Below are 13376 nucleotides of genomic sequence, written 5' to 3' on the forward strand. Positions count from 1 at the left end.
GCCCGTGGAAATAATCCACGGGCTCCTACCCGATCTTCTGGGGCTTCTTCACTTCCTTTTCCGAGGAACGGCCCGGTCGGACCGGGCCCGGCCACTGCAGTCATCAATGGCGGTAGTTCACCTTGCTGCAGATCTCCTCGACGATCGGCTCCTTGAGCCTGTTGAACTCGGCCTTGTTCTTCTCGAAGAGATTGCCACCATGGGCGTCGATCGAGACGATGAGCGGACCGAACTCCTTGACGCGCATGACCCACATGGACTCGGGCTGGCCGAGTTCGGGCCAGTGGCGCTCCTCGACCTCCTCGACGCATTCGGCGGCGAGCACGGCGCAGCCGCCCGGGAAGACGCAGTGCACGGCCTTGCTTTCCTGACAGCCGGCAGCAGTCTCGGGACCCATGCCGCCCTTGCCGACGACGATCTTCACGCCCGTTTTCCTGAGGAATTCGCGCTCGTACTTCTCCATGCGCATGGAGGTCGTCGGGCCGATGGAGACAACGCGGAAGCCGGAGCGGCTCTTGTCGTCGGGAACCATGATGGGACCGGCGTGGAAGATGGCCTTGCCGGCGAGGTCGTACGGAAGGTCCATGCCTTCCTCGACATGGCGGAAGTGAACCATGTCGCGGCTCGTGATGAGGGCGCCGGAGAGATAGAACACGTCGCCGATCTTCAGGGACTCGATGTCGGCGTCGGAAACCGGTGTCGTCAGAACTTTCTTCGTCATTTTGCTGTTCTCCCAAATCAGAGCGTCATGCCCTTGTGGCTGATCATTTCGTAGCTCATGTCCGCATTGATGCGGATCGTGGCGCGGCGGTGGCCCCAGCAGCCCGTGGAAACGCCCACGGCAAGGCAGGACGGATGGCGCGCGGCCTGTTCGACGTTGACGCCCATCACGGACTTCGTCCCCGTCAGGCCGCCCGGACCGATGTTGATCTTGTTGAGACCTTCCTCGATCATCTTCTCGAAGTCGGCGCCGATCTCGTTGGCGTTCTTCGAGCCCACGGGACGCATCAGGGCCTTCTTGGAAAGCTCGGCCGCAACCTCGACGCTCCCGGCGATGCCGATGCCCACGAGGAGCGGCGGGCAGGCGTTGACGCCGCGATCGCAGATCACGTCGAAGATGAACTTCACGATGCCCATGTAGCCTTCGGCGGGCATCAGCACCTTGGCGGCGCCGGGCAGCGAGCAGCCGCCGCCGGCCATGTAGCCGTGAATGAGGCAGCTGTCGGAGTCGGGAATGATCTCCCAGTCGATCCAGGGCACGCGAACGCCCGTGTTGTTGCCCGTGTTGCGCTCGTCGAAGATCTGGACGGCGTTCTGGCGAAGCGGCGCCTCGATCGTGGCGCGGCGGACGGCCTCGTCAAGGCAGGCGCGCATTTCGGAAAGAAGCGGGAAGTTGGCACCCACCTCGATGTAGTACTGGATGACGCCCGTGTCCTGACAGAGCGGGACATTGAGGCGGCGGGCGGCGGCAAGGTCGTCGAACATCGCGTCATACACGATGCGGGAGATGTCGGAAGTCTGCTCCTTGCGAAGTTCGGCAAGGCGGGTGGCGACGTCGTCCGGGAGAATCTTGCCCAGCACGGACGTGAAGCGCGTCATGAGCTCGGTGAAGCGCTCGGCCTTTTCCTGTTGATTCATTGTGCTCTCCTTAAGAGTCTGGTTCACGTCCTCCGAAACCGGGGCTGTCATTCGAAAGGACGCGGGGGTTCTCATCGCCTAAAGCACCTGCAGGGCCGGCGGTCCTCCAGAGCCGGATAATTTCCTATATATAGAAAAATGTTGTCCAGCATCAAGACCAGCCTGCCCTCTTAACGTTCAATGTCGTTACAGAGCAGCGCTTTCATCGATTGAGCACATTATAGAATTTTTTATATTCGACTGTCAATATGTTTTTCTACGACACGTAAAATAAATTTTTCTTCCTCCCGGACGCAAAAAGGCCCGCAGAGAGCAGGGCTCGTGCGGGCCATTGAAATCGACTGCGGGGTGGGCCGTCAGAGGTTGTTGCCCTCGGCGGCATCCTTTGCGGGACTGCCAAGCCTCTTTTCGAAGAATTTCACGACACGCTCGATGACGGGCTTCTGGAACCAGGGCAGATCTCCGTGGCCTGCGCCCTCGACGAGGACGTACTCGACGTCGGTGCCGGCCTTCCTGAGAGCCTGAGCGAGATGTGCGCTCTGCATCGGGCTCACGAGGCGGTCGCCCGAGCCGTGCATGATGAGAAACGGCGGCTCGCTGCCGTCGATGTGGCCGAGCGAGCTTGCGTTCATGGCCTTCTCGCGGTCGGAGAGAATGCTCCCGCCGGGAGACTTGCCGAAGGCGGGACCGTGCACGAGGAGCGCCTCGGTCACGGCGGGCGAGGCGTGGACCTTGGCCTGAGCCGGATCGAGTCCCTCGCCGATGGAGGTCAGGTCCGAGATGCCGTAGATCGTGCAGACGGCCTGCACGTCGGAGGAGACGTTCGTGAAGTCGCCCTTGTCGAACGCCTTCTCGCCGTTCGTGGCGCCGAGCATCTGCACGAGGTAGCCGCCCGCGGAGTCGCCGATGACGCCGATGCGCTCGGGATCGATCCCGTACTCATCGGCATGCGCGCGCAGGTAGCGCACGGCGGCCTTGCCGTCCTCGACGAGCGCCGGGAACTTGACGGGCACGGTGCGGTATTCGGCTGCGGCCACGACGAAACCCGCGCGGGCGAGCGCATGGCGCATCTCGATGAACTTCTCGTGGTCGGCGGAGGTGAAGCCTCCGCCGGGGAAGTAGACCACGGCGGGCTTCCTCGCCTTCGTGCGCGGCGTCATCACCGTCATGCGCAGCTGACGGATCGAGCGCTGGGACTTGATCTGACTGTAGATGATGCCCGATATCGTGTCGATGCGGCCGTCGGTCACGTCGACCTTCATGACCTCGGCGCCGGGCACGTAGCCCATCAGATCGGCGCGGTCGGCGGCGAAAATCGTTCCTGCCGCGAAGAGTGCGCAGGCGGCGGGAACGGCCTTGAGCAGAAAGGCCTTGCGGATATTCATTGAAAAATTCCTTCTTGTCGGTTACGAGGGGGGCTTGAGAAGCTACATTGCCGGAGAACGGGCTCCGACCAGAAAATTCTACCCTCGTCCAACCGCCCGCGCTCAGTCGGACTTCAGTCGGAATTCAGGTGAAGCTCAGCGGGAAGTCGAAGGAAGCGGCGTCTTTTGCGAGGCCGCGAGCTCGCGCAGGCGCTTGAGCGTCATCTCGTACTGGACGTACTCGGGCGTGTCGGGATTCATGGTACTCATGAGAAGCGAGAGGCTTTCGGCCGCCGTACGCCAGTCCTCGTTGGCGGAGGCCGCAACGGTCAGGATCTCGACGGCCTTCATGTCACCGGGCCGTCCTTCGACAGCGCCCTGCGCCAGAGGCTGGGCCTCGCGCATGCTGTCGGGACCGCCGATCGTGAGAAGCGTGGCGGCGAGTTCGAGCATCACGGCCGGATCGGCCTTCACCTTGGCGTTCGCGGCGCGTCCCCTGCGGTAGGCCTCGGCCGCCTTCGGGAAGTTCTCCTCGTCGACATGACGGCGCGCAAGCAGCACCCAGGCGCGGCCGTCCTTCGGGCTCGACTCGAGGTAGCGCTCGATCGAGGGCGTATCGGCGCGTCCGTCGTAGACCGCCTGGGCCTTCTCAAGCCCGATGAGCTCGGGCGCGCCGTTCACGGCATAGAGGCCGACCGAAACCGCAGTGACGCCCGCCACCACGGCGGCCGTCACGACGGGGCCCGAGAAGCTGCCCGCACGGCGGCCTGCGCCGTCGTTGGGATCGTGGAAGACCGCGTCGTGTTCCTCGAGCGCGCGGCGGCGAAGATCGTCGGCGAGAATCTCGTACTGCTCCGCACTCACGGCGCCCGACTTCAAGTCCTCGTCGAGCTGGGCGCGTTGTCGCCTCAGCGCCTCGGTCACGGCCGAGCCGTAGGCCTTGTCCTCGCGCTCGACGCTCGCCTCCTCCCTGCCCACGCGAAGGAGCGACGGCACGAGCGCTCCGACGGCCAGGACGAGCATCAGAAGGAGGATGAGATAGAGAAGGATTTCGTCGGACATGTGCGTTCGTTCCGGAGGCGTTGTTCGTCTGCCTGCGCTCGGAGCGCAGGTCGTGTTTGTCCCATCACTATATATGAAACGGGCGGCTCCGCGAGGAGACGCCCGTTTCGTCGGATCATCGCCGGGCCCCGAAGGGAGCCCGAGGCGGATTACTTCTTGGTAGCGGCCTTTTCGTCAATGGCCTTCCTCAGCAGCGCGGTGGCGTCGGAGGCTGCCTTGGCAGACTTGGCGAGGCTGCGCACGGCCATGTCGTGGTTGTGGAAGTACGCACCGTTGGCGGCAGTCCAGTATTCCCAGTTGATGTGAGCGGATTCGTGGAGCTTGCGGGCCTTGGCGAGGACCTCTTCGGACACGCCGACGGTCTTGGCGAGTTCAAACGCGTTGAACATGTCGTTCATGCGGGATTCGGCTTCGCGGACCTTGCCGTCGAAGTGGCCCTTCATCGCGTCGATCGCGGCGACCATCTGCTTCTCGTTCTTGTCCTTGTGGCAGGAGAGGCAGGTCTCCTTCACGTAGTGCTTGGGCGAGGTGGCCCAGTGCATCGTGTAGGTCTTGCCGTTTTCGTCCTTCACCTTGGGCATGTGGCAGGAAGCGCAGTCGGCGCCGGCCTTGTCGTGCTTCGAGCCGAAGTACGTTTCGGCGTCGGGATGCTGCATCTTGACGAGCGTCGCGCCGGTGAGGTTGTGCTTGAAGTCGCGGAAGCCGACTTCATCGTAGTAGGCCTCGATCTGGTCGGCGTTGACCCATGGGAAGAGGTTCGTGAGACGGCTGTCGAAGCCGACCTTCTCGCCCGTCTTGACGTTCATGCCGGGGTTGCAGACGTATTCGACGTGACACTGGGCGCACATCAGGCGGGAGTCGGCGCGGTCGAGCATGGCGACCTTGCGGTCGAAGCCGCGGACGCCGACGTCCTTGACCTCAAGCTTGGCCTGGCGGGCCGCGAAGTCCTTGTAGACGTTCATCTTGCCTTCGCGCGTCATCGCGTCGATCAGGGCGTCGCGCATGATGCGCGGCTTGGCGCTGTGCGGGTCGTGGCAGAAGTTGCAGTTCATGCCGTGCTGGACGTTCCGAACGACGTCAACGGGGTTGGAGCCGCGGTGGAACTTCGCGCCCTCGGCCTTGTCGCCCATGTAGGCCCAGTCGAGCATCAGGTCGGTCGACTTGCAGGACCAGCACACGCCGTTGGCGGCAGCGGCCGTGCCCGGCTTGTGGGCCTTCTGCTCGTTGTTGTCGGGATAGTTGTCCTTGAGGACGTCCCAGGCCTTGTAGGACTTGCCGCCCTCAAGCGTCGTGTAGAGCCAGCCGTCCTTGGGCTCGAAGCGGCCACCGAACGCACGGTCGACGATGAACTGGTCGATCGCCATGAACGTGTGGGCGCGCGGAAGGTCGTGCTCCTTCGTGAAGCCGTGGCCGCCGAGCGCGCGGTCAAAGAACGGGTCGGGTGCAGGACCGCCGGCCGCCTTCTTCGACTGGCGGGCGGGACGGTCGGACGTCATGAAGGCGGACTTGTACTGCTGCTGGTGGCAGGCGCCGCACTGGGCCGGGTCCATGTTGACGGCCGGACGCTTCTTCATGTCCTTGAGATGCGCTTCGGTGCCGGTGTGACACGTCGTGCAGGCGAGATCCTTGTGGGCGGCGCCCGCATGATCCTTGGCGACGTTGGCGTGGCAGGCTGCGCACTGATTGTCGGCCGCCTGGGCGGGAGCGCCCGCGAGAAGACCGAGAAGCGCAAGCGCGGCGGCGACGGGGGTGAGCTGTTTATGCATGTTGTTCTCCTGTGACAAGGCCGTCGCGCGGGGTCTGGCGAGGTCCTCGTCTTTTTCAAAATTTTAAGTTTGCTTAAGCCTTTCTTAAACCCTTCCGAGGTGATGGTGGAGGGTTATTCCCAATGACCGCCGGATACCCTGTCCCACAGTCTTCCGCACGAAAATACCTCTCGAGAGGTAATACCAAGGTGATGCTCACCACCGTCCCCCACCATCCCCTCTCCGCCGTCTTCGGGCACGAAAAAGCCCGTCAGCGCATCTCGGCGCGTGACGGGCGTTTTCAGAGTGTCGGAACAGGATCAATCAGGCCGGCATCAGCACTGTTCGATCTCCTCTTCCTTGTGGCGCGGCCAGCAGAGGATGCCGCGGTGGTTCGGCATGACGCTCGGATCGAATTCCGGGTTGAGGATGCCGCGCTTCTTCTGGCTGACGTAGTCGTCGAGCGCGATGAAGGCGTACTTGCCGAGGATCGCGATGGCAACCAGATTGACAATGGCCATGAGGGCCATGAAGAGGTCGGCGAGGTTCCAGACGAGGCCGAGCGAGGCGACGGAGCCGAGGTAGACCATCATCACGACGAAGGCGCGGTAGATCCAGAGCGCGGCCGGATGACGGCTGATGAAGTCCATGTTGATTTCGCCGTAGAAGTAGTTGCCGATGATCGAGCTGAAGGCGAAGAAAAGGACCGTGACGCTCATGAAGGCGTTCGTCCAGGTGCCGAGCTGGCCCGTGAGCGTCTGCTGGATGAGCTCGATGCCGGTCTTGCCGGAGTCGGCCCAGCCCGGGGTGAGCAGCACGAGCATGGCGGAGGCCGTGCACACGACGAGCGTGTCGAAGTAGACGCCGAGCGCCTGCACGAGGCCCTGCTTGGCGGGGTGGGTCGCGTCGGCCGTGGCGGCGGCATTGGGGACCGCACCCATGCCGGCCTCGTTCGAGAAGAGGCCGCGCTTGATGCCGGTCATGAGGGCCATGCCGAAGCCCGCGCCGAGGACGGCGTCGAAGTCGAAGGCGCAGCGCACGATCGTGACGAGCACTTCGGGCACCATCGTGATGTTGAGCGCCGTGACGGCGAGCGCGACGAGGATGTAGGCGCCGGCCATGACGGGAACCATCACGCCCACGACCTTGGCGATGCGGGTGAGGCCGCCGAAGATCACGAGGGCCGTGAAGCCCGCGATCGCAAGGCCCGTCATCTGCGTGTCGAAGCCGAACGAGGTCTGCATCGAGAGGCTGATGGTGTTGGCCTGGACGGAGTTGAAGATGAGGCCGTAGGTAACGGCGAGGAGCACCGCGAAGACGCTCGCGAAGAAAGAGGAGCCGATCACGTTGCCGATGTAGTAGGCGGGACCGCCCACGAAGCCGCCGCCCTTGCGCGGGGCCTTGTAGATCTGGGCGAGCGTGGACTCGACGAAGCCCGACGCGGCGCCGATCGTGGCGATCACCCACATCCAGAAGACGGCGCCGGGGCCGCCCGTGGCGACCGCGATGGCGATGCCGGCGATGTTGCCCACGCCCACGCGGGAGGCGGTGGAGACGCAGAAGGCCTGGAAGGTCGAGATGTGGCCCTCGCGCGGCTTGGCGCCCGCGCCCTCGGTCATCAGGCGGAACATTTCGGGAATGCAGCGGATCTGCACGAAGCGCGTGCGGACCGTGAACCAGAGGCCGATGCCGATCAGCATCACGATGAGGACGTAGGACCAAAGATAATTGTTGATCACGCCGATGATGTCATTGAGCCAGTTCATGTTTTGTGGTTTTCCTTCTCGGTCTTTTTGTTTCAGGAGGCGCAGCTTCAGGGGCGGCGGAATCCGCACCCCTGCACGGACGGTCGGGGGATCGGCCGTTCCGCGTCCGGACTGAGTGGGGATGCGTCCGGAATTGTTTGCAGCAATTTGCCATTGTAACAAAGGGTTTGCCCTGAGGTTGTCCGCCAAGGCCCCCTTTCTGCATTTTCCGTGCCGCACACAAGCCGGCTGCAGACTACTGCGCAGTCTTGGCGAGGCGCCTGCGCCCGCCGTGGCGGCCGCAGGTGACGACGCGCACGTCGCCCTGGCTTTCGGCGCGTGCGCGGCGAACCTTCTTGGGATCACAGACGAGCGCGCCCGCGACCTCGAGCCGATCGCCCTCGTGAAGCTTCGTCGAAGGCTCGATGCGGCGGCCGAAGACGGCGAGCCCCGCCCCCACAGGCATTGATGCGCCCGCCAGTCCGAGAACCTCGGAGGCCGCGGCGCCATCGGGCGCTTCGACCGTTTCGGCCGTCACGCCCGCCTCATTCACGAACAACACTTCCACACGCATGATCGCCCCTTTAGAAAAGCCGTCCGCGGCCGTGTCCGAAGGGCTTCGGAGCCGCGTAAAAAGCCTTACAATACAAGATTGCCGTGCAGTTTGCACGAAACGGACGCCGACCGTACGGAAGCAGGACGACAAGAATCAAAAGAACGCAATACAAGAGAACAAGAGAAACATCATGGCACTCATTCAGAACAAGCGCGCCCGCCACGACTATGCGATCGAAGAAAAGTTCGAGGCCGGCATCGTGCTCCAGGGCTGGGAAGTCAAGAGCGTTCGCGCCTCCCGCGCCCAGATCAACCTCGCGCACATCTACGTGCGCGACGGCGAGCTCTTCCTCTGCAACGCCCACATGACGCCTGCGGACCAGGCCTGCACGCACGTGACGCTTGAGTCGAACCGCACGCGAAAGCTCCTCATGCACCGCCGCGAGATCATGAAGCTCATCGGCAAGACGGAGCGCGCGGGCTACACGCTCGTGCCGCTCGACCTGCACTTCACCCGCGGCCGCGTCAAGGTGACGGTCGCACTCGCACGAGGCATGCGCGAATATGAAAAGCGCGCCGACCAGAGCAAGAAGGACTGGAAGCGCGAGCAGGAGCGCATCATGAAGAAGGACGCCCACGGCCGCCACGTCCTCGAATAGCCTTTCCCTTCAGCCAGCAGGCTGCGGACAGACAGCCGGCTGCCGGCCCGATGCGCCGCGAAGCAGGCGCAAAACACGAACCAACACTCCACCGGGACGACCATCCACATGCCCACGCTCGACTCACCGACGCTTGATACGGTTTTCTTCGACTACGACCGCAAGCCCCTTTCCCGGCACCCGATGACCTGCCTTGCGATCTACGGCAAGGGCGGCATCGGCAAGTCCACCACGGCAGCGAACGTGGCGCTCGCGCTTGCGCAGGACGGCCGCAGGGTGATGCTCGTCGGCTGCGACCCGAAGGCCGACTCGACCGCGCTCCTGCGCGGCGGCGCGAAGATCGAGACCGTGCTTTCGCTCCTGCGCACGAAGCACAAGTCCGAGCTCAGGCTCGACGACATGGTGGTCGAGGGCAAGGGCGGCGTCCTCTGCGTCGAGGCGGGCGGTCCCCGTCCCGGCGTGGGCTGCGCGGGCCGCGGCATCATCGCCGCCTTCGAGGCCCTCAGGGCCCAGGACGCCTTCAACATCCTTCGTCCCGACGTCGTGATCTTCGACGTGCTCGGCGACGTCGTATGCGGCGGCTTCGCGATGCCCATCCGCGACGGCTGGGCCAGGAACGTCTTCATCATCACCTCGGGCGAGAACATGGCCATTCATGCGGCCGCCAACATCGCCACGGCCGTCGAGACCTTCGCCGAGCGAGGCTACGCCCGCCTCGGCGGCATCATCCTCAACGCCCGCGACGTGCCCCGCGAGGCCGAGAAGGTCGAGGAGCTCGCCTGCGACCTCAACACGACGATCGTGGGCCGCCTGCCCCGCTCGGCCGAAGTGCAGGAGGCGGACGCGCTCGGACTCACCGTCCTTGAGCACGCGCCGTCGTCCGGCATGGCCGACCGCTATCGCGAGCTTGCCCGCCGTCTCGTCGAGGCTTGCGCCGCCACCAGGCCCGAGCCCGCCCGCGGCGGCTTCACGTTCTGAGGCCCGCCCATGCTCCGACTCTTCGCACACACGCCCGAACGCGTGCTTCCCGCACCCACGGCGAAGCTCTCCGAGGCGCACTGGCCCGTGCCCTTCAGGCAGGGCCTCGAATACTCGCCGCCCGCGCGTGGGCCCTGGACCATCGTGCACGTGGGCATGCTCGTGCCCGAATGCCACGAGATCTTCGTCTGCGCCCAGGGCTGCCTCAGGGGCGTCGTGCTCAGCGCAGCCGAACTCGGCCTGCAGCGCCGCTTCTCCACGATCACCGTGACCGAGGAGCACCTGCGCGACGGCCAGCTTGAGGACACGATCATCGAGGGCGTCACGCACATCCTCGAGCGCCTCCCGAAGCTTCCGCCCGCAGTCCTCGTCTACTCGAGCTGCCTGCACCACTTCTCGGGCGCCGACCTCGGCTGGGCCTACAGGAAGCTCTCCGAGGCCTTCCCCGACGTCGTCTTCACCGACTGCTACATGACGCCCACGCTCCGCAAGAGCGAGATGCCGCCCGACAACAAGATGCGCAGGCAGCTCTACCACGGCCTCAGGCCCGCCGACCTTCCCAAGGGCGGCCTGCTTGTGGCGGGCTCCCTCGAGGCCTTCGGCCCCGAGAGTGACTTCGCGCGCGCCGCACACGCGGCGGGCGTCCCGTTCTTCGAGCTCCCGGGCATGACGACCTACGAGGAATACCGCCGCATGGCGCATGCGCGCTGGGTCGTGACGGTCAATCCCGCGGCCCTTCAGGCGGGCAGGTTCCTCGCCGAGCGCCACGGCATGCGCCACCTTCAGCTGCTGCTCGACTACAACGAGCAGCGCATCGACGACTCGCTCGGAACGCTCGCCGAACTCACGGGCATTCCGCTCTGGGACACCACGGCCGAGAAGTCCGCTGCCAGGACCGCGCTCGCGCAGGCGGCCGACGCGCTCGCGGGCCGTCCCGTGGCGATCTGCCAGACGGCGACGACGCGCCCCGTGGCGCTCGCACGCCGCCTCGTCGAGTCGGGCATCCGCGTCACGGACCTCTACTGCGACAGCTTCCTGTCTGCGGACAAGACCGACTTCGAGATTCTTCGCAAGAAGGCGCCCGGCATTCTCGTGCATCCGACGACGGTGCCCGAGATGCGCTTCGCGACGCCCGCCGAAAAGCGCGACGACATCGTGGCCATCGGCCAGAAGGCCGCCTTCTTCACCGGGGCGACCCACATGCTCAACATGATCGAGGGCGGCCCCTGGTGGGGTCACGGCGGCGTGAGAAGCCTCGCGCTCGCGCTTGCGACTGCGGCACGCGAGCCCGTCGACGTCGACCGCATCATCAGCGTCAAGGGATACGGGTGCAACGGATGTTGTTAGACTACACGCAAAGCTCCATGTCGACCTACACGGCCGACTGCTCGGGCGTCGCAAGCGCCCTCTATGAACTCGGCGGCATGACCGTCATCCACGACGCCTCGGGCTGCAACTCGACCTACACCACGCACGACGAGCCCCGCTGGAACACGATGCCCTCGGCCGTCTTCATCTCGGCACTCACCGAGATGGACGCCGTGCTCGGCAACGACAGCCGCATCATCGACGACATCGTCGACGCAGCCCGCAAGCTCACGCCCGCCTTCGTCGCCATCGCCGGCACGCCCATTCCCATGATGACTGGCGTCGACCTCAAGGGGATCGCCCGCCTCGTCGAAAGCCGCACCCGCATTCCCTCCTTCGCCGTCCAGACCAACTCCATGCGCGCCTACAGCGTGGGCTGCGCACAGGCCTGGATCGAACTCTCGCGCCGCTTCGTCGTTCCCAACGGCGCCCGCGCGGGGTCCTTCGGCATCAACCTTCTGGGCGCGACGCCTCTCGACTTCTCGACAGGCGGCATGCTCGAGTCCCTCAGGGCCGCCGCCGCACGCGCAGGCTACACGATCAACGCCTGCTGGGCGATGGGCGACAAGCTCGAATCCCTCGCCAACACCGCGGCCGCGCGCGTCAACGTCGTCGTGAGCTCGTCCGGGCTTCCGCTCGCGCAGTGCTTCGAGCGCTGCTTCGGCACGCCCTACGTCTGCGGCCTGCCCGTGGGCGGACTTGCTCCCCGCTGGCACGCGGCCGTCGAATGGGCCGCTAAGAACCGCTGCAGCGTGCCCGCCGCCGACTTCCTCGGCGCGGATGCGGGCGGCACCCGCACGGCCGTGCTCGGAGAGCCCCTTGCCGCCGCCTGCACGGCCGCGGCCGTCAACCTCGAGCAGCCCGGAAGCTGCAGGGCGCTCTCGCCCCTGCCGTCCCTCGGCATCGAGGCACCCATTCTCTCCTCGAACCTTTCCGAGGACCTCCTGCGCGCCATGCTCGGCGGCACGGAGGTACTCGCCGCCGACCCGCTCTTCGACATCATCGCCGAGGAGGCCCGCGTCGGCCGCACCGTCGCCTTCCCGCACGAGGCCTGCTCGGGCCGCATGTACAGGAACGGGATCGTGAACATTCTCGAGCGCGCCCCGTTCGACGCACTCGTCGGCAATCTGCTGGACACTGCAAAATGACCTTCAATCTGAAGCACTGCGCCCTCGTCTGCGGCGCACTCGCCCTGGCCGCGACCTCCGCGGCCGCACGCACCGTCGTCGACGACAACGGCACCAGCGTCGAGATCCCCGACCACGTCAACCGCGTGGTCGTCACGAACATCCTTCCGCTCGCCTCCGCCGTGACCGTCTTCCTCAACGACGGCAAGACCGTGGTGGGCATGCATCCCGCCTCCTACTCGGCCGCCAAGAGCGGGCTCCTCGGCAAGCTCTATCCCGACGTCCTCAAGGCCGACACCTCCTTCATGCAGGGCGCGAGCCTCAACGTCGAGGCCCTGATGGCCCTCAGGCCCGACCTCGTCCTCGTCAACGCGCCCGACAAGCGCACGCTCGACGCGGTCCGCAACGCGGGCATTCCCGCCTTCGGCATCAGCCCGAGCAAGTGGCACTACGACATCATCGAGACGCACGCCCAGTGGATGAAGAGCCTCTCCGAGATCTGGCCCGAGCACAAGGGCAAGGGCGACCTGATCGACAGCCGCTCGAAGGCCATCGCGAAGATGGTCGCCGACCGCACGAAGGACCTCAGGCCCGAGGAGCGTAGCAAGGTTCTCTTCCTCTTCCGCTACGACGCCCGCCAGATCGTCACTTCGGGGCGCAACTTCTTCGGCCAGTACTGGTGCGACGCCGTCGGCGCCAGGAACGTCGCCGAGTCCGTGACGGCAGACAACGCCAACGCCATCGTCTCGATGGAGCAGATCTACGCCTGGAACCCCGACGTCGTCTTCATCACGAACTTCACGGCCGCCACGCCCGCCGACCTCTTTGATAACAAGATGGCGGGCCACGACTGGTCCGACGTGAAGGCCGTCAAGGACAAGCGCGTCTACAAGCTCCCGCTCGGCATCTACCGCAGCTACACGCCTTCGGCCGACACGCCGCTCACGCTGCTCTGGATGGCCAAGCAGGTCTATCCCTCGCGCTTTGCCGACATCGATCTCACCAAGGAGGTCAAGGCCTGGTACAAGGACGTCTTCGGCGTGACGCTCACCGACGCCGACGTCGACATGATGTTCAATCCGGGCGAAGGCGCGAGCACCGGCGCCACGGTCGCCACCCGCAGCAACGGCTGATC

Annotated in this window: 12 protein-coding genes; 5 read left to right on the top strand and 7 right to left on the bottom strand. The window is 65.2% G+C overall.

Going from position 1 to position 13376, the window contains the following annotated elements; genetic code table 11:
* Positions 1 to 103 precede the first annotated feature (103 nt).
* The 7 genes from ttdB to HMPREF3036_RS00880 all read right to left on the bottom strand — a co-directional run bounded on the left by ttdB (position 104) and on the right by HMPREF3036_RS00880 (position 8128).
* Positions 104 to 721, bottom strand: coding sequence for a L(+)-tartrate dehydratase subunit beta (gene ttdB / locus HMPREF3036_RS00850; RefSeq protein WP_005432942.1), 618 nt, complete (start codon positions 719 to 721; stop codon positions 104 to 106).
* A gap of 17 nt (positions 722 to 738) precedes the next feature.
* Complete coding sequence (gene ttdA / locus HMPREF3036_RS00855) at positions 739 to 1638, bottom strand: L(+)-tartrate dehydratase subunit alpha (protein WP_005432944.1); 900 nt, start codon at positions 1636 to 1638, stop codon at positions 739 to 741.
* A 356-nt stretch (positions 1639 to 1994) separates the two neighbouring features.
* Positions 1995 to 3023: an alpha/beta hydrolase gene (locus tag HMPREF3036_RS00860; RefSeq protein ID WP_062330812.1), complete on the bottom strand. Its 1029-nt coding sequence runs from the start codon at positions 3021 to 3023 to the stop codon at positions 1995 to 1997.
* 135 nt (positions 3024 to 3158) lie between these two features.
* The gene (ccmI, locus tag HMPREF3036_RS00865) at positions 3159 to 4064 is read right to left on the bottom strand and encodes a c-type cytochrome biogenesis protein CcmI (protein WP_062330815.1); all 906 of its coding nucleotides are present in this window, start codon (positions 4062 to 4064) and stop codon (positions 3159 to 3161) included.
* Positions 4065 to 4213: 149 nt separating this feature from the next.
* Complete coding sequence (locus tag HMPREF3036_RS00870) at positions 4214 to 5830, bottom strand: ammonia-forming cytochrome c nitrite reductase subunit c552 (protein ID WP_005432949.1); 1617 nt, start codon at positions 5828 to 5830, stop codon at positions 4214 to 4216.
* A 314-nt stretch (positions 5831 to 6144) separates the two neighbouring features.
* The gene (locus HMPREF3036_RS00875) at positions 6145 to 7575 is read right to left on the bottom strand and encodes an alanine/glycine:cation symporter family protein (protein WP_062330817.1); all 1431 of its coding nucleotides are present in this window, start codon (positions 7573 to 7575) and stop codon (positions 6145 to 6147) included.
* A gap of 235 nt (positions 7576 to 7810) precedes the next feature.
* Positions 7811 to 8128 carry an RnfH family protein gene (locus tag HMPREF3036_RS00880; protein WP_062330820.1) on the bottom strand — a complete coding sequence of 106 codons (318 nt, stop codon included), beginning with the start codon at positions 8126 to 8128 and terminating at the stop codon, positions 7811 to 7813.
* Here HMPREF3036_RS00880 and smpB point away from each other — a divergent pair.
* From smpB to HMPREF3036_RS00905, 5 genes are all read left to right on the top strand, one after another.
* Complete coding sequence (smpB, locus tag HMPREF3036_RS00885) at positions 8127 to 8768, top strand: SsrA-binding protein SmpB (protein ID WP_082897301.1); 642 nt, start codon at positions 8127 to 8129, stop codon at positions 8766 to 8768. The genes HMPREF3036_RS00880 and smpB overlap by 2 nt on opposite strands.
* A 108-nt stretch (positions 8769 to 8876) precedes the next feature.
* Positions 8877 to 9746 (top strand): nitrogenase iron protein NifH, encoded by an 870-nt coding sequence (locus tag HMPREF3036_RS00890; RefSeq protein ID WP_197457913.1) that lies wholly within the window; start codon positions 8877 to 8879, stop codon positions 9744 to 9746.
* A gap of 9 nt (positions 9747 to 9755) precedes the next feature.
* On the top strand, positions 9756 to 11093 hold the full coding sequence (locus tag HMPREF3036_RS00895) for a nitrogenase component 1 (protein ID WP_062330823.1): 1338 nt from the start codon (positions 9756 to 9758) through the stop codon (positions 11091 to 11093).
* 17 nt (positions 11094 to 11110) lie between these two features.
* Positions 11111 to 12262 (top strand): nitrogenase component 1, encoded by a 1152-nt coding sequence (locus HMPREF3036_RS00900; RefSeq protein ID WP_062330827.1) that lies wholly within the window; start codon positions 11111 to 11113, stop codon positions 12260 to 12262.
* Entirely contained in the window at positions 12259 to 13374 is a 1116-nt protein-coding gene (locus HMPREF3036_RS00905; RefSeq protein WP_062330830.1) for an ABC transporter substrate-binding protein, read from the top strand. Before HMPREF3036_RS00900 ends, HMPREF3036_RS00905 begins: the two co-directional genes overlap by 4 nt.
* The last annotated feature ends 2 nt before the right edge of the window (positions 13375 to 13376 follow it).

Origin of the sequence: Sutterella sp. KLE1602 (genome assembly GCF_001578585.1) — a bacterium.
GTDB lineage: Bacteria > Pseudomonadota > Gammaproteobacteria > Burkholderiales > Burkholderiaceae_F > Sutterella > Sutterella wadsworthensis_A.